This is a genomic window from Microcoleus sp. ARI1-B5 (genome assembly GCF_036705795.1).
In the GTDB taxonomy this organism is placed as follows: Bacteria; Cyanobacteriota; Cyanobacteriia; order Cyanobacteriales; family Microcoleaceae; genus Microcoleus.
The window spans coordinates 290,016-310,030 of record NZ_JAUBVK010000003.1; the positions used below are offsets into that span (position 1 = coordinate 290,016).

General features: G+C 49.2%; 17 protein-coding genes. 8 read left to right on the forward strand and 9 right to left on the reverse strand.

Annotated elements, in window-relative coordinates:
• Nucleotides 1-89: 89 nt before the first annotated feature.
• From QUB63_RS06530 to QUB63_RS06540, 3 genes are all read left to right on the forward strand, one after another.
• Entirely contained in the window at nucleotides 90-347 is a 258-nt protein-coding gene (locus tag QUB63_RS06530; protein ID WP_332943986.1) for a hypothetical protein, read from the forward strand.
• 14 nt (nucleotides 348-361) lie between these two features.
• A complete protein-coding gene (locus QUB63_RS06535) occupies nucleotides 362-691 on the forward strand; it encodes a DUF433 domain-containing protein (protein ID WP_332943987.1) in 330 nt (109 codons plus the stop codon).
• Nucleotides 692-791: 100 nt separating this feature from the next.
• Complete coding sequence (locus tag QUB63_RS06540; protein ID WP_332943988.1) at nucleotides 792-1,415, forward strand: Uma2 family endonuclease; 624 nt, start codon at nucleotides 792-794, stop codon at nucleotides 1,413-1,415.
• A 73-nt stretch (nucleotides 1,416-1,488) separates the two neighbouring features.
• Here the strand turns inward: QUB63_RS06540 and QUB63_RS06545 are convergent, their stop codons facing one another.
• The 4 genes from QUB63_RS06545 to QUB63_RS06560 all read right to left on the reverse strand — a co-directional run bounded on the left by QUB63_RS06545 (nucleotide 1,489) and on the right by QUB63_RS06560 (nucleotide 9,343).
• Entirely contained in the window at nucleotides 1,489-1,824 is a 336-nt protein-coding gene (locus QUB63_RS06545) for a XisI protein (RefSeq protein WP_332943989.1), read from the reverse strand.
• The gene (locus QUB63_RS06550; protein WP_332943990.1) at nucleotides 1,812-2,228 is read right to left on the reverse strand and encodes an element excision factor XisH family protein; all 417 of its coding nucleotides are present in this window, start codon (nucleotides 2,226-2,228) and stop codon (nucleotides 1,812-1,814) included. Before QUB63_RS06550 ends, QUB63_RS06545 begins: the two co-directional genes overlap by 13 nt.
• 158 nt (nucleotides 2,229-2,386) lie before the next feature.
• Nucleotides 2,387-5,245, reverse strand: coding sequence for a zinc-dependent metalloprotease (locus tag QUB63_RS06555; protein WP_332950305.1), 2,859 nt, complete (start codon nucleotides 5,243-5,245; stop codon nucleotides 2,387-2,389).
• Between the two features lie 507 nt (nucleotides 5,246-5,752).
• Complete coding sequence (locus QUB63_RS06560) at nucleotides 5,753-9,343, reverse strand: hypothetical protein (protein WP_332943992.1); 3,591 nt, start codon at nucleotides 9,341-9,343, stop codon at nucleotides 5,753-5,755.
• Nucleotides 9,344-9,736: 393 nt separating this feature from the next.
• Here QUB63_RS06560 and QUB63_RS06565 point away from each other — a divergent pair, with 393 nt between their 5' ends.
• From QUB63_RS06565 to QUB63_RS06585, 5 genes are all read left to right on the forward strand, one after another.
• Complete coding sequence (locus QUB63_RS06565) at nucleotides 9,737-9,970, forward strand: hypothetical protein (protein ID WP_332943993.1); 234 nt, start codon at nucleotides 9,737-9,739, stop codon at nucleotides 9,968-9,970.
• A 303-nt stretch (nucleotides 9,971-10,273) separates the two neighbouring features.
• Complete coding sequence (gene ppc, locus QUB63_RS06570) at nucleotides 10,274-13,390, forward strand: phosphoenolpyruvate carboxylase (protein ID WP_332943994.1); 3,117 nt, start codon at nucleotides 10,274-10,276, stop codon at nucleotides 13,388-13,390.
• A 207-nt stretch (nucleotides 13,391-13,597) separates the two neighbouring features.
• Nucleotides 13,598-14,752, forward strand: a complete 1,155-nt coding sequence (locus QUB63_RS06575) for a phosphodiester glycosidase family protein (RefSeq protein WP_332943995.1) — start codon at nucleotides 13,598-13,600, stop codon at nucleotides 14,750-14,752.
• Between the two features lie 46 nt (nucleotides 14,753-14,798).
• Nucleotides 14,799-15,359: a Uma2 family endonuclease gene (locus QUB63_RS06580; RefSeq protein WP_332943996.1), complete on the forward strand. Its 561-nt coding sequence runs from the start codon at nucleotides 14,799-14,801 to the stop codon at nucleotides 15,357-15,359.
• 398 nt (nucleotides 15,360-15,757) lie between these two features.
• Nucleotides 15,758-15,976 carry a hypothetical protein gene (locus QUB63_RS06585; RefSeq protein WP_332943997.1) on the forward strand — a complete coding sequence of 73 codons (219 nt, stop codon included), beginning with the start codon at nucleotides 15,758-15,760 and terminating at the stop codon, nucleotides 15,974-15,976.
• An 88-nt stretch (nucleotides 15,977-16,064) separates the two neighbouring features.
• Here QUB63_RS06585 and QUB63_RS06590 read toward each other — a convergent pair whose 3' ends face one another.
• The 5 genes from QUB63_RS06590 to QUB63_RS06610 form a co-directional block, all read right to left on the reverse strand.
• Complete coding sequence (locus QUB63_RS06590; protein ID WP_332943998.1) at nucleotides 16,065-16,631, reverse strand: diheme cytochrome C; 567 nt, start codon at nucleotides 16,629-16,631, stop codon at nucleotides 16,065-16,067.
• Between the two features lie 74 nt (nucleotides 16,632-16,705).
• Nucleotides 16,706-17,614, reverse strand: coding sequence for an MBL fold metallo-hydrolase (locus QUB63_RS06595; protein WP_332943999.1), 909 nt, complete (start codon nucleotides 17,612-17,614; stop codon nucleotides 16,706-16,708).
• A gap of 550 nt (nucleotides 17,615-18,164) precedes the next feature.
• Nucleotides 18,165-18,677 carry an inorganic diphosphatase gene (locus tag QUB63_RS06600; protein ID WP_293251261.1) on the reverse strand — a complete coding sequence of 171 codons (513 nt, stop codon included), beginning with the start codon at nucleotides 18,675-18,677 and terminating at the stop codon, nucleotides 18,165-18,167.
• Between the two features lie 328 nt (nucleotides 18,678-19,005).
• Nucleotides 19,006-19,269: a hypothetical protein gene (locus QUB63_RS06605; protein ID WP_332944000.1), complete on the reverse strand. Its 264-nt coding sequence runs from the start codon at nucleotides 19,267-19,269 to the stop codon at nucleotides 19,006-19,008.
• A complete protein-coding gene (locus tag QUB63_RS06610; RefSeq protein WP_332944001.1) occupies nucleotides 19,270-19,818 on the reverse strand; it encodes an inorganic pyrophosphatase in 549 nt (182 codons plus the stop codon).
• Between the last annotated feature and the right edge of the window lie 197 nt (nucleotides 19,819-20,015).

Here is a 20,015-nt window from a genome sequence, read left to right on the forward strand (position 1 = left end):
AAAACCGACAAGTCGCAGGCGATGAAGTTTTTGATAAGGTGAAAGCGCGATGGCTAAAATGATAAATAGATGTTACTGCCAAGATAACCATGACCACCATTAACATCGGCTTTAGTGCACAAACCTGGGAAGAATACCATGCCCTCATCGCCAAGCGTCATGCCGAAACCCTGACTCCCGAAGAACACAAGCAACTGATCCAAATGAGATCACGCCTTGAACAACTCAATGTTGCCCGCATTCAAGCCTTAATTCAACTCGCAACCTTCCGCAACCAACCTCTGACGGAGCTCATGCAAACCCTCGGCTGCCTGCGGGTTCTTCCGTCTATGATAATAAGTAGTTAGAATCAAAAAAATGTATGTTAGTTGTAGCAGTTAAAACTTACATAGAGTATCGGAATGATGCCTATTGGGTTGAAGGAACTCGGATTTCTCTTGACTCGATCGCCTATGCTTTCCAACAAGGATTATCGCCCGAAACTATTGTTCAATCTTTCCCACTACTGACACTGGAACAGGTTTATGGCGCGATCGCATTTTATCTAGGCAACCGCGCTGAAATCGACGCTTACCTAGCCGCCGAAGAAGCTGCATTTGATGCCATGCCTCAACCTCTACAAACCAGCGATCCAGCTTTGTACAACAAACTGATTGCAGCTAAGGCAGCAAGACAGCAGGTGCGATCGTGAATGTGCGCTATCAAGCTGATGCTGACTTAAATCAGGCGATCGAAAGCGTTAAGTTAGAAACAGACAACAGAGAGCCAACCTACGCAAAAGGTTAATATCAATGGTTGCGATCGCCCAAAAAACCCTTTCCTTCGAGGAATTTCTCAACTGGGATGACGACTCCGGTAGGTCATTCGAGCTAGTCAATGGAGTTGCCGTGCCCCTGAGTGAACCCACAGCCAAACATGAGGATGTCGTCGATGGTTTATGTCGTCTCTTGGTAGATCGTTGCCAATCCTTGAACCTTCCCTACGTTCCCCGACAAAGTAAACAAGTCAGATTGAACGCTGGCCCGGGCGAAAGTGAATCGAGTCGTAAAGCCGACATTGTGGTGTTTGCTAAGGAAGAATGGGTCAGAATGCGTCAAAGTTCTGCTTCTGCTGCTGCCTATATTCCACCTCCCTTGGCGATCGAAGTTGTCAGTACCAATTGGCGAGATGATTACCGCATCAAATTGAATGAGTATGAAACTTTAGGAATCCTGGAGTATTGGATCGTTGATTGTGCAGGGTTGGGAGGCGTTCAGTATATTGGCTCTCCAAAACAGTCTACTGTGACTATCAACCGCTTAATCGATGGTGAATATCAGGCACTGCGATATCAAGGAGAAGCCACTATTGTTTCTCCAACGTTTCCTCAGTTGGTATTAACGATCGCTCAAATCGTTGCGATGACACAAGTTTAGTGTTTGCAAATTATTTGTACAGCATATTCCAAGTTCATGCTGTATTATCTAAAATCTTGGTCAAGACCAGAAACTATGCGATCGCATATCCAGTATACTGTCGAACTTCCGGTGGATGGAAAGCCAGAACAATACAGTCTTTGGGCACGCCAGCGGCGACGAGTTCAACCGTAATGCCGTCTTCAATGCCATCATAATGAATCCAGATTTTGTCTCCGATAATTTGGACATGGGTGACGCAACCGTGAACCCGCTTTTTACGATCCCAACCTTCATTGAAGAGTAGAAAATGAGTCCGCTCGGCATCAATGATGACATATTGCTGAATGTCGCCATGACTATAAGAGATAGCAGCATGATCTTTGAGAATTTTCTCAACTGTATCTTGATAAAATTTTAGTCTATCCACTGAAGAATCTCCTCTGTTTCTGAATCGAAAACTATCAGGTTAATGCTTTTTTTACGAAGTACCATTTGACATATCTCTTCTGAGAAAAAACCTGAAAATACGGTTTGGGCGATCGCTAGGTAAAGGACTCTTTCTGGATCTTCATCCTCCATAATCAGAGAGTACAAATCGTATTGACCGAGTGCCTTTTCTAACTCGCTTACAAGTGATGGGTCGAGGAAGCTTTTGATTTCTACGGCAATTTTGCGCCCTTGCTTCTCGGCTGCGAAAAGCTTTTTTGCGCCCAAATCAACGTAGACTGAACGTCCGCCAACTCTGAGCTTGAAAGGATCGTCAGTAATTTTCCAACCGTCTTTGATGAGGGCGGTGCAGACACTATCGTGATAAAGGTCTTTGGCTGGCATAAGGGCTGTTGTGTTTAGGTTCCCTGTATATCTATCGTATACGACGCAAGTTCCGAATTATTTTAAGTTGACTGAGATTCTAAGAAACCGGGTTTTTGACCAAATCTGCCGGCGGCAACGAAATATTTTCGTAAAAAACCCGGTTTCTGGACACCCAATTAATTCGACTGAATCTGTGCGTTCAAAACCTTAGAAATTCGATCGCGCGTTTCCTCCAAATGAGCCAGCGTATAAGCATCCGCCTTCCTGTCCAAATTCCGAATACTCTTGCTCAAACCCTCCCGCAACTGCCGCAACTCGTACCACGCCAGAGTCCGCGCATCTTCAGGAACATTGGTTTTTCGCAGCACCATTCCCATCAAAACCGCCAAATGTTCCCGCTGCAAAGAACGCCGAAAAGTCGAAATTTGCATCTTCTTTTCCGGCTGCAATACCTCTTTCCAGATATCATGAAGCAAAGTATCGAACACTTCCGGCAACCTCAAAGCGCTTTCCGGTGCTGATTTTAACTCCGCATCCCGCAGCCTCGCCAGCCGCACGGGAGATAGCAAAACTCGCAGCACAAATCGCTGCATAAAAGTAATTCGATCGCCGATCGGGTAATCTAGAGGAAACACCAAAGCCGGACTCCCCCAGTGTTCCCACCGCGCCGGCGCTAATTTATTCAGCAAATCCGGCGCAAAACTAAGCGCATCCGGTGCAAATACGTACTTGTCCAGTGTAGCCAAAGCTTCTCGCTGCTGCGCCAGCGCGATCGGCACAAACGGCAATTTTGCATTACTATCTCCTGGGCGAATCCGACTAAACGACTGTCCGCCGACGTACAAAGTAGCATTCATCACCTGCTGAAAATAATACCCGAACACCGAATCAAACATCACCCGCAGTTCGTTATAACCATCCTCCCCAACCGGAATGCGCTTTTCTAAACGCTTCCACATCGCCCTAGCATTATCCAATTGCCATTGCGAGTATTTGAGCATATTACCGCTGAGATCGAAAGTATTTGCAGCGGGATCGAGAATATCCACAGAATCCTCATCCGGCGCGTAAGCTAATTGCGGTTCCCCCGCGCGGCTGGCAATTTGTTGCAGCCCTGGTAAGTCGCTGTTGGGGTTGGCACCGCCAATAACTTTGTAACCGTACTCGATCGCCCAATCGTCATAAGGGCCTACAATCGTTGGATAATAATCGCCCTGTACAGTTCCCGGAGGTGCCAAATTAATCGGCACGTAATCCATCACCGACGCCACTATACCTTGGGCGCGAGTTACCTGAGTATTGTTCAAATCCTCCGGTTGCAGCATCGTACTCCCGTGAAAATTGTGCCTCAAACCGAGAGTGTGACCGACTTCGTGCGCCGTCAAAAATCGGATGTATTCATTAACATAATTCTCAATCTCCGGACTGCTAGGCGCTCGATTTTCCGACAGATCCATCGACATTGCCCCGATCGCAAACTGGCGGCTCGATTCCAACCCAAAACACATATCCGAACTCGACATCAACCGCGATAAAGGATCTCGCTTTTGCTGCTGATACTTTTCCACCAAAGTCGGCAAATCATCCGCAATTCCACCTCGAGCAATTTCCCCGCTGCCCCGAACCAAATCCCCATTTTCCAGAACCTGCAAATAACGCGAATACATCCCGAACTGACAGGGATTAGTATTAGAGCCATTTCGCCCTTGAAAACTTCTCGCTAGCGAGCGATTTTGTTCCACCAAAGAGCGATAGCCCTGTTTGATTTGCCGCACAATATTAGCATCCAACAAAATATCAGCATCCAAAATTTCCCCAGTCAGCGGGTTAGTGCGAGACGGCCCGAGTCCCGCAAAATCCGACTCAAAAGAACTCGACCACCTAATAGTATTGTAGCGGACATCAGCCGGGTCCCATTTAGCATTGTCCGGCATTTGTTTGACTTGAATTGCCTCTGTAAAACCTGCCTTTTCAAAAGCTTTGTTCCACTCCAAGATGCCCTCGCGAATTGCATTTCGGTATTCCAGAGGCACATTGTTTTCAATCCAAAAGACGATCGGCACCACCGGAGGCGACACCGGCGCCGTCGGGATTTGCTTTTGCAAATGCCAGCGATTGATATAGCGCACAAAAGGCTCCCCGCTGCTCTTGTCAGAAAAGTCTTTATATGCTGTAAGAAAATAGCCCACTCGCTCGTCTGCAAGTCTAGGGCGGTAGCCGTTATTGAGCGGCACTTCCGAGAAACTGTAGTGAATGCGGAGGTTAAAAGCCCGACTGTCAGGAATCGAAGGTAAATAGTTAACCGCACTGTCATTATCGCTCGAAAAACCGTAAATAGAAGCAATCTCGACATTCAGCGGAAACGCTTTAACATCTTTAAAATAAGACTTGTCTTCATCGATCGAGTAAGCAGCGCCCAAAATCGCCGGCAAAATCGCTTTAACCCCCGGTAAATCGCGCTTTTCGCTCATCAGCAAATCGCCTAAGTCTATCAGCAGAGTTTGCCTTTGCGGATGAATGCTTTTGAGCGGCAAAGAATAGAGAATCGACTCGCTAAATGCCCTTTCCACCGAACCCGCTTGCGGGTCGCCCGGACGGGTGCGAAAATTGATATTCGGTATGACAAACTCCACGTTATTCTGGACTCGCCGCAGTTGAAACAAGAAATCTCCGAAGGGCAATCCGCTCAAAAGGCCCTCTTCCCCCAAACCCGATGCCAATGTCACGAAACAGAGAAACTTTTTTTCGAGTTGTTGCGGTTTAATTTCCAGATAAACTTTATTAGTTGCTCGATTGCGATACAGGGTAAACAGCCCGTCCAACTTTTGCGCCTCTTTGACAACCTGCTCGAAGGGTTGCAAAGGCTGCTGTTCGCTGCCCGGCGGAGCTGATAAAGCAAAAGGTAAAAATAAACCTTTATACAAACTAAACAGGAAAAATGCTAGAGATAATATAAAAAATATCAAAGGCAGATTTTTTCGGGGACTTTTTATCTGTTTATTTTTGCTATTTTCAGGAAATATCAATCTTTTCATGTTCAGTATTCAGCCACAGGAAAGGATAGTTTTGAGCTGGTCGCGTCGCACGAGTGATGAGTTAAATATAAATCATAGATATTGCTTAACCAGCCTTTACAATAACATTTAAATCATTTATAGCAGTTGACCTGTGACCTGTGACCTGTGACAGTTACATAGTACCCTAATCAAACCGTTTATGCTAGCGGTTTCAGGGAGCTATTGATGAGGTTATTTATGTCCGCGCCAGATGTGGCGGTTGCTATAAATGTTAACAACACGTAGAGACAGTTTTAGGGTAGACGCGCCGGGGACTAGAAACCGGGTTTCTACGAGAATTTTGCGACGAGTCACGAGAAATATTCGTAGAAACCCGGTTTCTGAGATCGGCGTGCGTCCAGGACTACTTCTTTTGCTCTCTCTTGCAGAACATAACAGACAATCTAGATGCTAGCAAAGCCGATCGATTCTCCCCCTCGGACACTCTCCCCGTCTCCCCCTCTCCCTCTCCCGATAAATAATCTTCTACTTCTTTGCCGGCCAGGGAATCATCGGATCTTGAGCCAACCGCTTAGAAACTGCAACAGCACCGTAACGGTTGAGGTGGCTGGGGTCGGAAAAAGATTCCCGTGCCTGGGGCCACAATAAACTATTATCTCGGAAAATTAGTCCAGTTTGAGCTGCTAATTGTTGCATATATTGCCGGAATTCTTGTTCGTAACCTGTCCGCACCGGGTCTAAATAATCGACCGTCAGAGGCATATTCACAAACACGAGATTGATGTTGCGAACTTTGGTAAATTCGATCATATTTTTGAGTGCTACCGTTTGTTCGCCTGTCAATTTAAAATCTTGATAGTCGGAGTCGTAATAGCCAGATACTTTCGGATGTTTCTGAAAGTAATTATCGGGATTGAAGCGTATGTCGACCGGCAAAAAGCCGTTTGGTTGAAATTCGCTGGGTTGTTTACCCGCAGCAGGTGGCTGGGCGTTTTCAGTTGTTGTGGGTTGGCTGTCGGTTTCGGTGCTGCCGGTTGCAGCAGGGGCTGATGGATTCGCGATCGATCGCAAAAACCCTTTCAACCGAGATCGCTTTTTGTAAGTTGCAGAACCCTCCACCAACTTTTGACTCAAAAATTGCTGAACATTAGCTTGACTTTGTTCCAAATTGTGCACTAATTCACTAGCACTCGCGATCGGATTGTTTGCACTCGGATTCGATGCTTGCGGCTCTAATTGATTGGTGCGGATCAGAAAACTGCCCCGGGCCAATTGCCTGTAACCTTCCGAAGAAGCGATCGCACTAAAAGTCAAATCCGGCCGCCCGCTGTTGAGAGCCCTCGCCCCGTCCGCCAAAACCAGCAATTTCGGCAATTGCTGCGGCGGCAAAATCCGGCGCACGATCGAGTCTACAACTTGAAGAGTAGCTCCGTTAACCCCAAAATTGTAAGCCGTCAGCCCCGGATAGCCCCCAGCGGCCAAAGCCGTTTCCAGAACCGCCGGGTCGATGCCCCGCAGCGCCCTGGAACTCCCCACAATTAAGATATCCGGCGGTTTTTTGTGCTGGCGGATGTACTCTTGGTAGCGCGCAATCTGCTCGTCAAGCTGCTCGCTCCTCAAAGTCGGGAACACGGGAGCTGCAGAAACATCAGCTACAGGAACGCTAGTATTTCCCGGTTTCGTAAACCCCGAGCCGTTGAAAGCCTCGAACCCGCTAGCGGACGGATCTGGCTGTAACGGAATTTGAGGCAAATTCACCTCCTGAGACTGCGGAACCGGGAGCGGGGATTCCGAGCTGTTTACAGAGGCTTTAACGTCGTCAAAAGGCTTGGGGGATGAATTTTGACAATTTGGGCCGCTGCAAACTTCCGAGGCGCTAGGAGCTTGACTGACCGGCGCAGATTGCAGAAATAGACCGAGCAACCAATCGGTATTGAAGGTCAGCAGACAGCCGGCGATCGCCCAAATCAAAGCCATTCGGGCCGCGCGATCGGCTCTCACGCCCCCGGGTTCCTGGGCATTCGTTGACAAAGCGTCGTTGGGAACAAACAAACCCGAAGCGACAAGCGGCTGCACCGCAGCTTGAACTAACTGCTCGCCCAGCTTAGATCCGGGGAGTCTAATTTTGAACCCTTGCCGCCAGGAGTTGGGTACCGGAGCATCGAACACCAAATTCTCGCCCAAACCCGAAAAACTCCGATCCTCCGCCGACGGCGCAAACTCCGGCACCTGTTCCTTGGACAAGAGAGCCAGTTGCGAGGGAGCCGGTGCCGGTGCCGGCGCTGATTCCCCGTCAACCGCCGTTCTCAGGTCAATTCCGTAGCGCCACAGGGGCAGTTTCTGGCCGGCGCGGCGCCCGTAGACTCGCACTCCTGCCACTCCCGGAATTTGTAACTGCCGCAAGAATTTAGCCACCGGCGGCCCTACCTTCGACTGAGAAGGGCAACTCATAGCTTCAGTCATGACGTGCAGCACGTCGGCTTTGTGCAGCGCCACAGCCCGAATCCCTCCGGTTTCCAGCTTGCGGTTGAGATTGGGATTGAGAAACCTGTTGAGCAAAAAAGTCAAGGCTAATTGGTCGCCTTCGGCTGCCAAGATTCTGGGGTTTGCAGCCAAGTCGGGGTGGTGGGCGGCGGGCAAGTCCACCCAGTCGATCCACACCGGCGACTCCGGCTCCGTCTTGCTGTCGCTGGCTGGTTCTACGCCGTAGATAGTAGCAGCGCGGATGCCTTGGGGCGCGAAGGATGCAAGCATTGGGGCGATCGCGTCGGTGGTTTGCTGTTTGTCGGGGTATTCTTGCCGTTTGGGTTTTTGTCCTTTTTTGGCAGTTTTGCTGCAAAACAGGTGCAGCGTGGATTCTTTGAGGGTAGCCCGCACTTCGATTTTTGATGCTGCCAAGTGTTGGTTTAGCAGTTTGGCGATCGCAGGCACGTCTCCCCAGCGGGCCCATTCCTTGAGAATCGTGTCCGGCGGCGTCAAATCCACCCGCAGCACCCAGTCCGGCTTCGCTTCGCCTGCAACTTGGCAGCCGATCGCGGCTTCGGAGAAATCCTCTAATTGCAGTTTCCGCAACCTACTGGCGATCGGTTCTGCCAGCAAGGAGGGTTCGGGGCTGTAGGCTGACTCGCACAGCACTAACAGCCGCCGTTCCTTGGACTTGAGAATTTGTGGCGCATTGGGGTGCAGGGTTTCCCGACTGCTTTTGACTTCTTTTTCGCGAATGCTGACTTTCACCGAAACTCCCATCGGCCCGAGGATTTCGCTGAGATAGCTGGCGATCGCATCTGGATAGCCCCGGCGCGCCAAAGTTTCCGGCGAAACCGTCAGCGTGTCCGGGCGAGCGCTGTCGCCGGAGTCGGTTTCGGGGGATTGAATCAAAGCCACCGCGCCGCGGCTTGCTTTCTGCTGCCGGGATGTTTCCGGCGCGTGCGGGGGAACGGGGGGACTGAAAGCGAACGGCGCTGTCCGCGTGTCGATCGTCAGCGGGGAAGTTTCAAAAACTTCTGGGTATTCAATCCGGGAGGCGATGGGGAAACTTTCGGCGTCAAAATCCAGTTCTTCCCGCACCTGCGGCGGTTGGATCGGTGTTTCTACCTGTTCTGGTGTCTGTTTGAGTTGGCGGTTTTGATTTTTGAATTGGTCGAAGAATCCGCCTTTTTTACGACCCGCTGGCGGTTCGCCCTCGGGGGGACTCGCCCGTTTCGACACTTCGGAAACTTTTGGTTTTAGTTTTGGTTCCGGTTCCGGTTCCGGTTCCGGTGGTTGTGGTTGTGGTTGTGGTTCCGGTTGCTGTGGCTGTCGCTGTTTACCGCTGCAATCGAGCCGGACTGTCCACTCATTTTGTCGGGAACCGAGTTTGCGACCGCACAGAAACAACTGGTAAATTTTAGCTCGATCGGGCAGGAGTCGCGTTAAATCAGTTTGTTCGATCGCGGCCTTAAATCTCGCCGTCACCAATTCCTGAGACGGACACGCTGGCGCTTCGCACAAAATATGCAGGTGATTTCCGCGCAAACGCGCTTGTACCTGCACTTCGGGCAGCCCTAAAGCGGATTGCGCCCACTGCGATGCGGGCGATCGATTGTCGGCCAGTATACTCCCGTTCGCATTCAACATGGGACTTTAAATTTTGTCAAAGCTGGTTTTGTTTTCTAGAGATAGCACAGTTTACAGGTTTTACAAACAATTATTTTATTTGCCGAGCCTAACCGTTGCATCAGGTTTAACCGTTACTGCCGAGCCCTGTCTCCCCTCGTATCCGTTGGGGAATATTTTTTTGGGCAATACCTCGAATGTATTTTGGCACAATTAGACCAAGTTAAGCGAAGTCAGAAGGCATTAGTCATCAGTCATTAGTCAAGATGATTATTTCCCCCCTTTAGCAACCGCGCCCAAAGATTAGGAAGTTCTTAATTGCTGAAACCCATGCTATTCTTCCTTCTTCCTTCTTCCTTCTTCCTTCTTCCTTCTGCTGTAAACTAAGGATACTCAATAACACAGGAGGAATTTATGCCGTCTGAAAACCAAGATTTTCGCAAAACTCAAACACCTGAGAGCCCAAAGTTGCCAGTTCCCTCAGATATTTTATTGAGCTTGGCCGCCTTACCCATGCTGGGCGGGTTGCTGGCGGCAAAAACTGCTGCTGAGTTTGTTAGCTCGATCGGCATTGAAAGCGAAGAAGTCTTTCGGGGCTCGCGCCTCCCGGTGCTCCACTTTCCTCGATCGCACGACTCGATCGCCTAGCCGTGAAGTTCACAGCTAATTTTTTCCAGCTAAAAGCTTGACAATCAGTACAATCCGTGATAATAAAATTTGTCTTTCCTTCTAGAGAAGTGCCTTCTGCATAAGTGCCTGCACATCAGATTAGTTTCAAAACAGCAGGGAAGGCCCGGCCCGCGATCCAAACCCTGCAGGTCATAAGTCATCCGCGAGCGCAAATCGAAAATTGTATAAGTTGTCTCAAATTTGACTGCAAACAAAAGTGTTTTAGGCGAAACTAAACAATACAATTTTCACAGACACCCGCAGCTATTGAGGAACAGCCCGATGAGTTCAGTCCTCCAGTCTTCAGAACAGGCTATTGATACACCATCTATTCCCCATTCTGCCCCTTACTCAAAATCAGACCTGTTTCTGCGCAATCGCCTCAAAGTAGTAGAGGACTTGTGGGAATCGGTGCTGCGACAGGAGTGCGGGCAGGAATTGGTGGATTTGCTCCAACAAATGCGATCGGTGAATTCCGCCGAGGGACAGGCCACTCACTTTCGCGAGTCGAATGTCCTACAGCTAATCGAAAAGCTCGACCTCAACGCCGCCATCCGCGCCGCGCGGGCTTTTGCACTGTATTTTCAGTTGATCAACATTGTCGAACAGCACTACGAACAGCGAGAGCAACAGCTAGCTTACGCTGGCAGCAACAATGCAGGGGGGCGGATGTTTTCTAAGCTGCCCGGACAAGCAACGGATGCGCCCGATCGCCTGCGGCACAGGGAAGGCCCCGCCCTAACGGCTCCTCGCCGTGCAGACAGCAGCGAGGCCGCCCAAGACGCCGGAACATTTCACCAACTGTTCCCGATGCTGCTGCGCTTGAACGTGCCGAGCCAGCAAATCCAGCGCTTGATCGATCAGTTGGACATCCGCTTAGTATTCACCGCTCACCCGACGGAAATTGTCCGCCACACGATCCGCACCAAGCAGCGGCGGATGGCGAAAATTCTCCAACAGCTAGACCAAGTTGACGAGAAATTTCAGGTGCTGGAGGGAGACTCTCAAAGCCCCTACCCGGTGTCTTCCTGGGAAGCGGCGGCCCTGCAAGAGCAACTGATGGAAGAAATTCGCCTCTGGTGGCGCACTGACGAGCTTCACCAGTTCAAGCCGACTGTGCTTGACGAGGTGGAATACACTCTCCACTACTTCGAGGAAGTGCTGTTTGATGCTATTCCCGAACTCTACCAACGCTTAAAGCAAGCGCTGCACGCTTCTTATCCTTATCTGAAACCGCCGAGTTACAATTTTTGCAAGTTCGGTTCTTGGGTCGGCTCCGACAGGGACGGCAATCCTTCTGTTACCCCGAAAGTTACTTGGCAAACTGCTTGCTATCAGCGCCACTTGGTGCTAGAAAAGTACATCTGCGCGGTGAAGCGGCTCAACGAACTTTTGAGTTTGTCGCTGCACTGGAGCGACGTGCTGCCGGAATTGCTCGAATCTCTCGATCGCGACAAATCAGAATTCCCCGATGTTTACGAGCAGTGGGCGATCCGCTACCGCCAAGAACCTTATCGGTTGAAGCTGGCCTACGTGCAGCAGCGGCTGGAAAATACGCGCGATCGCAATTGGCGTCTCTACAAAGGAGACGAGTTGCAGCGGGAGCGCGAAGCTTTGTCGGAACATCCCGGAATGACCGGCCTTTATCGATCGGGAACCGAGTTTTTGACCGAATTGCAACTCATCGAGCGCAATTTAGTCGAAACAGGTTTGAGCTGTCGGGACTTGGAAAATCTGCTCTGTCAAGTAGAAATTTACGGCTTTAACTTGGCTTACCTAGATATCCGCCAAGAGTCAACAGTACACTCCGACGCTTTGAGCGAAATTGCTGAATACTTGCAAATTTTGCCCAAGTCTTACAATGAAATGTCGGAATGCGATCGAGTTATTTGGCTCGCCACAGAACTGCAAACTCGCCGCCCTTTAATTCCAGCAGAATTGCCCTTTTCTCCCAAAACTTGCGAGACGATTAATACCTTCCGCATATTGCGGCAAATGCACCAGGAGTTTGGGCCGGAAATTTGCGAAACTTACGTGATCAGCATGACCCACCATGTCAGCGATATGCTGGCGGTTTTGCTGTTAGCAAAAGAATCGGGACTTTACGATCCGGCAACAGGAATTAGCAGCATTCAAGTAGTACCTCTGTTTGAAACAGTGGAAGACTTGAAAAAAGCCCCCGAAGTAATGCAGCATCTGTTTGAACTGCCGCTTTACCGGGCTTTGCTAACCGGAGGATACGCGCAGGAAGTAGCAGAAAAAAGCGAAGAAAAGCTGCACTGCCCAATCCAAAATCTCAAATTGCAAGAGGTGATGCTGGGCTATTCGGACAGCAATAAAGATTCTGGTTTCCTCAGCAGCAATTGGGAAATTCACAAAGCTCAAAAAGCTTTGCAAATGGTTGCGGAAAAGTACAATGTAGAGTTGCGAATTTTTCACGGCCGGGGCGGTTCTGTAGGGCGCGGCGGCGGGCCTGCTTACAAGGCGATTTTGGCTCAGCCCGGAAAGAGTATCAGCGGGCGAATTAAGATTACCGAACAAGGCGAGGTTTTGGCTTCTAAATATTCTTTGCCGGAGTTGGCGCTTTACAATTTGGAAACAGTGGCGGCGGCGGTAATTCAAGCGAGTTTGCTGCACACTGGTTTTGATGGCATCGACCCTTGGAATGAGATTATGGAGGAGTTGTCCGCGAGATCGCGATCGCACTACCGTCATTTAATCTACGAACAGCCGGATTTAGTCGATTTCTTCCACCACGTTACCCCGATTCAAGAAATCAGTCAGTTGCAGATTAGTTCTCGCCCCGCCCGTCGCGGTGGCAAAAAAGACATCAGCGGTTTGCGAGCAATTCCGTGGGTGTTTAGCTGGACTCAAAGCCGCTTTTTACTTCCTTCTTGGTACGGTGTCGGCACGGCTTTGCAAGAGTTTTTGCTGGAGGAACCGGAAGAGCACATGAAACTTTTGCAGTATTTCTACTTGAAATGGCCGTTTTTTAGAATGGTAATTTCTAAGGTGGAAATGACTTTATCTAAGGTGGATTTGCAGATTGCAGAACACTACGTGCAGGAGTTAGCTTTGTCGGCTGACAGGGAGCGTTTTAAGGCTTTATTCGATCAAATTGCTGCCGAATTTCACTTGATTCGCGATTTGGTTTTAACTATTACCGGACACCAACGTTTGTTGGACGAAGATCCGGAATTGCAGCGATCGGTACAGTTGCGAAATGCGACGATTGTGCCTTTGGGTTTGTTGCAGGTTTCGCTGCTAAAACGCTTGCGGCAGCACGGTAGCGGCGCGGTTCCGGGGGTGATTCACTCGCGTTACAGCAAGGGTGAATTGTTGCGGGGAGCTCTGCTGACAATTAATGGTATTGCTGCGGGGATGCGGAATACGGGCTAGGGAACAGGTTAGATCGTTCGGACTGAGCGTCCTTCTTTTGATGAGGACTTGCATTCCGAACGATCGAACAGGTTAGTAGTGAGGACTTCAGTCCTTCTTTAAATGCGCTGCGGTGCATCTTAGTAAGGATATTTTCAGAATTAGTGCGATCGCTCATTGTAGTCACAGACATAGAAAACCGTTCGCTATCCTAGCTTATATTTTTTTATGTCTAAACGCAAACAATCTGAAGGTTGTCGCCCGATGCTGCGACGCACTTTTTTGTTTTTAACGGGCATAGCTTTGGCGCGGGTTTTGGCTGACTATTTTGCGCTCGCCCAAAACCGAGATAATTTCTTGACTCTCGCGGGTCAACTGTGGCAAAAGTCACTCGCTTTTCTATCAAGTATACAATCAAATCAAACTCCTGAACCTCTACCCAGCAATCCTGTTGTAAAATCAGGGAAAAGTCCTCAAAATCTGCCCAGCAATCCCATCGTAAAAGCGCAGGAAACGCCTAAACAAAACGCCACAAATTATCCTGTGGTACAGTCTCAGCCTCAAATTATTAGACGTTCCGCTAATCAAGCAAAACCCGTACAAGTCAGCAGCCAAACTGTAGCTGGCGCAAGTTTTTATCTAACAACTATTGATCTCGCAGATCCAGAAATTTATATCACAATTGGGTTAGCTAATGATGCAGCTTTAGCAAATAATTCTCAAGTAACGCGGGGCGACGAACCTTTTGAAAATATGGTAGCGCGTTACCGGGCTGCTGTTGTTGCTAACGGCACTTTTTTTGGCAAAGACGAGCAGAAAGCTGTGCTGGGAAATATGGTGGCGGCGGGTAAGTTTCTGAAATACAGCCGGTGGGAAAATTACGGCACGACTTTGGGAATTAAAGGGGGAAATCAATTGGAAATGGTGACGGCTAGAACCGAAGGTAAGCCGGATTGGAGTCAACATTGGTTTTCTCTGACTTGCGGGCCGAGATTGGTTAAAGGGGGGAAAGTTTGGCTGTCTCCTTTATCGGAAGGTTTTAAAGATTCTCATGTTTTGGGCGTGGGTTCGAGGACGGCGATCGGCTTTCCGGCTTCTAGAGATAAGTTATTTTTGGTGACTTTTCTTGACAGTTTGTCTTTGGAAGCAGAAGCTAAAGTTATGCGGGCGATCGGGTGTTTTGAAGCGATGAATTTGGACGGTGGCGCTTCGGTGGGTTTGGCTCATCAAGGGCAGATTTTATTGCCTGCGGGACGGAATTTGACGAATGTGCTGGTGGTTTACGATAAGGAATACCCGGCTCCTGCAGAACTCAAACAGTCTTGGGAACGCTTCCAAAAGGGATCTCGACCCACGCCTGATAAGTCGGGCTTTTTCGATTGAATTCCCAATTGCTATAATATGACATAAGCAATTGCCGGCAAAGATTATGACAGCAACAAGAGAAAAAATCTGGACAGTCGAAGAATATCACCGCATGATTGAGGCTGGTATTCTGAATGAGGATGATAACATTGAACTGCTAGATGGAAGAATTGTTGAAATGAGCCCTCAAACACCGATCCATGCTGCTACAACCCAGCGATCGTCCGATTATATCAAAGAACTACTTGTCGGACAAGCTCACATTCGGATGCAGTTGCCAATTACCTTAGCGACTTCGGAACCGGAACCCGATATAGCAGTTGTTCGTATCGATCCGGGTGCTTATGGCGACCATCACCCAAACCCTAGCGAAATTTTGCTGTTAATTGAAGTTTCCTACTCGACATTACAAATTGACCGCCGGGAAAAAGCTTTGATTTATGCTAGAGCAAATATTGCTGAATATTGGATTTTGGATGTAGCTGCGCGCCAAGCATATATTTATCGAAATCCTGCACCGGGAGGCTATCAATCTGAGATAGTTGTTGCAGATAATGCTGCGATTAGAATGCTAGCTTTTCCTGAGATTGAAATTAGTTTTTCAGAAATGTTTTTGCCTGTTTAGTTTTGGTTTGAGATTGAACCGCAGATTTAACCGCAGATGAGCGCGGATGAACGCAGATAAAGACTTACAGCAGATTCCAGGTTAATTGAGTACAGGTCAGAAACCTGGTCCAGAAGGACACGGGGGCAGCGCCCCTAGAGAAACCGTTTTTTTGTACTTCATTGACCGAAAAGTGCTGTATAATCAAGATGTTTTGGAGTGGTTTAAATCTTAAGGTTGAGGTTATGGGAAAATATATCGAATGCAAGATTAACGGCGAACTTGAAAACGTTTGGAAGTATGTATTTGGTGTTCAACCATCTGAGATGTATAGGATCTACGAAGAACTTGGTGTAGGTGAATATCACCCTGTTCGTTATCGTTATGAATTCTCATAAAATGAAGAGGATGAAGATGATTTGACTTATGAGTACGTGGCAACTCGCCAAGTAGCAGAGGGCGATATTTTGATTTTGAATCGCAAAGATATTGAAGAACTCAAGACATGGCTTGAAGTTCTAAAACAAGATAGCGAGAAAAGCAAAGATACCTGCTTCATTTCGATGGTTGAGGCTATTAAAAACTTTATGCTTAGATACCCACATCAGGAAGAATTTGTTCTAGAAGGCGAGTTCTAAACTGCCAGAGCGGTCGAACACTTCGTTGGAGCGGAACGACGAGAGATTATTGGTTAGAGTGAAAAAAGCGATCTGCGTCGGCTCAACTTTACGGAGAGTTTTCCCATTCGGGGGTAAGCTTGCGGAAATTGTATTGAGACGCGCCGGGGTGACAAGTAACGCAACTGCTGATATTTGCGGGTTGCGGCAGCTTGACTCTGGGGTGCAAAGCTTTGAAATAGCGAGAGTTGGCGGCTCGGTAGGCGAGTTCTTCGTCTTTGGCTTGGGGACGCGAAAAAGTTTGCAGGTAGTTCCAGACTAGCAGGCGGGGCGGGTCTACTAGGAGTTTCAGGGTTTGTCCGTAGTGTTGCGAATCTTGCAGCAACCGGCGCCAGGTTTCTGTTGGCAATATTTGCGGCGGTAAACCGATGTGACAGGTGGCGCAGTTTTCTAGGTAGAGTTGCTGTCCGAGTTGGTAGCGATCGGGAATGCGATCGACAGTGCCATTATCTTCAATTGCAGACACCTGAGCAAGTCGCACCGGAGTGTGAGAGCCGGCAGTCTGGGCTGCCACCCATCCGCCTCCGGTACAGCAGACAATTATCAACACCAGCAACGTTGAGTAAAGCCCCCGCAAGCCACGAGAGCGACGCTTGGGGGGGGTTTCGTGGTTCATTTTGTTTCTGCCTTCTGGCTGCTAATTTCGGAGCGAGCGAGGCGGTTTTTTTGAGTCTGCATCGCTTTTTTTGCCTAAATCACTGGTATGCTCATGCCTTCGCGGGCCAAGCAGCTATTGGCGAAAACTGCCTGCACGTCTGCTTCGACGCGATCGAGAAAATTGTCGTCGTGACCGGGATCGTGGTGAAACATCACGATTTTTTTGACTCCAGCAGCTTTGGCTATTTCTACTCCGGCTTGCCAAGTCGAGTGTCCCCAGCCGACTTTCGGGGATTTGAAGTCGTAATACTCTTCGTTGGTGTAGTTGGCATCGTAAATCAACACGTCGGCGTCGCGAGCTAGGTGTACCACATTCTCGTCGAGCCGATCGGGAAAATGCTCTGTATCGGTGCAGTAGACGGCTGTGTGTCCCTCCCAGGTGACTCGATATCCGATCGCGGTATTCGGGTGATTGAGCAGGGCCGTTTCGATCTTCACATCGTCGAGTTCGAGAATATCCCCTGGCGTCAAATCGTTGAATTTGAGGTCTGACTGCATCACCTGGATGGGGACGGGAAAATTGGGGTGGTGCATTTGATCGGCAAGACGCTGTTTGATTGTAGTGCCGTTGGGGGCGATCGCTCCGTAAATGTGAAAGCAGTTCCCCGGGATAAAGGCAGGAGTAAAAAACGGGAATCCTTGAATGTGATCCCAGTGAGTGTGGCTGAAAAACATATGGGCTTCCACCGGCATTTGCCGCAGCAGGTTTATACCCAGAACTCGCAGACCGGTGCCGCCGTCAAAGATCAGGCGTTTTTTGCCTAACCGCATTTCTACGCAAGAGGTGTTGCCTCCGTAGCGAATTGTTTTGCTGCCGGGGGTGGCGATGCTGCCCCGCACGCCCCAAAACTGAACGACAAACTCGGTCAAAGGACTATTTTCCATAGTGGCTTTCTGAGCGGAAGGCTGTTGATTGGCTGGAGAGGGTGCGGAATCTGGCATCTTTTTTAGGTTTGGGCGCAGGAACTTGGGAGTTGAGATCTTACTGTTTAGTTTTTAGTGATTAGTTTTTAGCAATCCGTACTATAAAACGCTATAAAGCGAAACTATGCGACTACCCAACCTGGAAATCAGACTTACCGAACACTTGGGCTGTTAGAAGCCTCAACCGGTGCGCGAGCCGTTGGTGTAGGAGATGTCACGCTTGAGAGATTATTTTTTGCAGCAGGTGGGCTGCCCGACGTGCGGAACTGTCCTGAGATTAAGATAGCGTTGATGTCAGCGATCGGGTAAACTTTCCTCAAAAGTAGAACTCATTCGCCCGCTTGCTGAGAATGTGCGCTTAATCTTACTCTCTGAGCAGTATTTTTTTCAAGATTGTGGCGGGGGCGGCTGTTTGAGGAATGCCGTTCCGGTGGCTCGGCATTCACCAATGATTTGACCTTCTAGCAACCCGATCCTCGACTGCACGTCCTAGACGTGGAGGGGTCGCATTAAGTTCGGCTTCCTGAATTTTTAGTCGGGTTGCAGTCGAGGAGTGCAGGCTAGGGGCTTATTTGCGATCGGCTGCGATGCACTTTTCCACTAGCGGCATTACTAGATCGACATCTTGCCAACCCAGAATTTCGGTCACTTTTTTCTCCAAATTTTTGTAGGTTCTAAAAAATTCGGCTATTTCGTCCAAGCGGTGGGGGGCTACGTCTTTGAGGGACTTCACGTGAGCGTAGCGGGGGTCTTTGTCGGGAACGCACAGCAGTTTTTCGTCCCTGTCGCCTCCGTCGATCATTTCCAGCATTCCGATCGGACGGGCCGCGATTATGCACCCTGGAAATGTGGGCTCGTCCATCATCACCATGCCGTCGAGGGGGTCGCCGTCATCGGCTAAGGTATTGGGTATGAAGCCGTAGTCGCAAGGGTATTGCACTGAGGCATAAAGCACCCGATCGAGTGCAAAGGCTTGCATCTCTTTATCAAACTCGTACTTGTTTTTGCTACCGGCGGTTATTTCGATCAGGACGTTAAGCAGTCCTGGTTTCGGCTGTGCCGGAATTAGCGATAAGTCCACAACAATATCTCCAAGTTAACAGGTGATCGGGGGTGAATGCGATATCGGTTCTCACGGCCGAACCGTACTTTTTTTAGCCCTCGCCCTGCCACCGCCAGACTTGGGCGATGCGGGGCGACAAAGCTAGAATTAGAGTTGAGCTTGGCCCAGAACCGTTACAGGTTTTGACTGGGGATTGGGAGTTGAATCTCAAATTTCCCATTTCCCATTATTAAACCCCTTTCATAGCATTTTAAGAGCGATCGGGCTTTCTCCAAAGCTTTATTATTGCCTCGTCAAAGATCCTGACGGCAGTTTGGTACGAATTTTCGCCCTGCAGGCGGATTGTTCAAAAGCGAGCGTCTTTAATGCGATCGCTCGATCGCTCCGTCGCGTACTGAGTCTGATTCCGTCGATGTGTTGATGCGCCCGAGTTTATTCTCGTCGGAATCGAACTCGCCATCATTTTGCCGCCCTGGCGCACCAACCTAGTGTTTTGGTTGAGCTGCCCCTCATGCCAGTCCCGCAAGTTGCCGTACTCGCCCTGCTCCCTGATGAATGCTTGCGGTGTGGCGATCGAGCCTCTGATACATAGTGTGCGATCGCACGTCAATTAACGTTGAATTTGCTTGTAAATTGACTGCACTACATCTAGCAGGGTCAAGAGTTGCTGCCATTCGGGAGCGTCGGGTTTGTAGCTTTTGGCCCGCTGAGTTTTTAAACTCTGGTGCAAGAGATTCAGCAGCGCGTCTGGAGACTGCAAAGAGTTCTCATCTTCATCTGTTGGGCTGTGGGCTGCATTTTCTTCTATTCTTTCTTTGATGCTTTGTGCCTTATCTGCCAGAGTCAAAGCTCTGCCCGCCATGTTTTCCGGCATTTTCGGCCGTTCCGACAAAGACTCGCCGGTCAGTTCTTCGAGCAGTTGGCGGACTTGAGCCACCCATTCGAGATCGTTTACCGAAAAAGAATCGGATTTAAACGCTTGTCCCTGTCGTCTTTGCTGAATGCTTTGTAATTTCTGGAGCAGGGGAAGAGACTTTTGAGTGATGTTTTCGGGGATTCTGGGGATATCTGACAGCGAGCTGCGAGCAATCTCTAGCAATAGTTGGTAAACCTGATCTACCGACTCAATATCTCCCGATTGCCAATTCCAATTATCCATAACTGATGCTAGTAGTTTTCTATATCTAAGACTAGAACGTTGACTCTCTGCTGAAAGCAAGCTGCTTTTAGGAGCCGCCAAAGTTATTAAGACTTATGCGCGCGGGGTCAAAAACCCGGTTTTTGAGCGGATGTGGCGTCGCCGAGGCCCAATATTTTTCTCAGAAACTGGGTAATGCTGGCGCAAGTCCTAACTAT

What these genes read in the sequence shown, in the direction of transcription:
- QUB63_RS06530 (WP_332943986.1), top strand. Translation starts at nt 90, where the DNA reads ATGACCACCATTAACATCGGCTTTAGTGCACAAACCTGGGAAGAATAC.
- QUB63_RS06540 (WP_332943988.1), top strand. Translation starts at nt 792, where the DNA reads ATGGTTGCGATCGCCCAAAAAACCCTTTCCTTCGAGGAATTTCTCAAC.
- QUB63_RS06550 (WP_332943990.1), bottom strand. Translation starts at nt 2,228, where the DNA reads ATGCCAGCCAAAGACCTTTATCACGATAGTGTCTGCACCGCCCTCATC.
- QUB63_RS06595 (WP_332943999.1), bottom strand. Translation starts at nt 17,614, where the DNA reads ATGCCAGATTCCGCACCCTCTCCAGCCAATCAACAGCCTTCCGCTCAG.
- QUB63_RS06535 (WP_332943987.1), top strand. Translation starts at nt 362, where the DNA reads ATGTTAGTTGTAGCAGTTAAAACTTACATAGAGTATCGGAATGATGCC.
- QUB63_RS06575 (WP_332943995.1), top strand. Translation starts at nt 13,598, where the DNA reads ATGTCTAAACGCAAACAATCTGAAGGTTGTCGCCCGATGCTGCGACGC.
- QUB63_RS06590 (WP_332943998.1), bottom strand. Translation starts at nt 16,631, where the DNA reads ATGAACCACGAAACCCCCCCCAAGCGTCGCTCTCGTGGCTTGCGGGGG.
- QUB63_RS06580 (WP_332943996.1), top strand. Translation starts at nt 14,799, where the DNA reads ATGACAGCAACAAGAGAAAAAATCTGGACAGTCGAAGAATATCACCGC.
- QUB63_RS06555 (WP_332950305.1), bottom strand. Translation starts at nt 5,245, where the DNA reads ATGAAAAGATTGATATTTCCTGAAAATAGCAAAAATAAACAGATAAAA.
- ppc (WP_332943994.1), top strand. Translation starts at nt 10,274, where the DNA reads ATGAGTTCAGTCCTCCAGTCTTCAGAACAGGCTATTGATACACCATCT.
- QUB63_RS06560 (WP_332943992.1), bottom strand. Translation starts at nt 9,343, where the DNA reads ATGTTGAATGCGAACGGGAGTATACTGGCCGACAATCGATCGCCCGCA.
- QUB63_RS06610 (WP_332944001.1), bottom strand. Translation starts at nt 19,818, where the DNA reads ATGGATAATTGGAATTGGCAATCGGGAGATATTGAGTCGGTAGATCAG.
- QUB63_RS06565 (WP_332943993.1), top strand. Translation starts at nt 9,737, where the DNA reads ATGCCGTCTGAAAACCAAGATTTTCGCAAAACTCAAACACCTGAGAGC.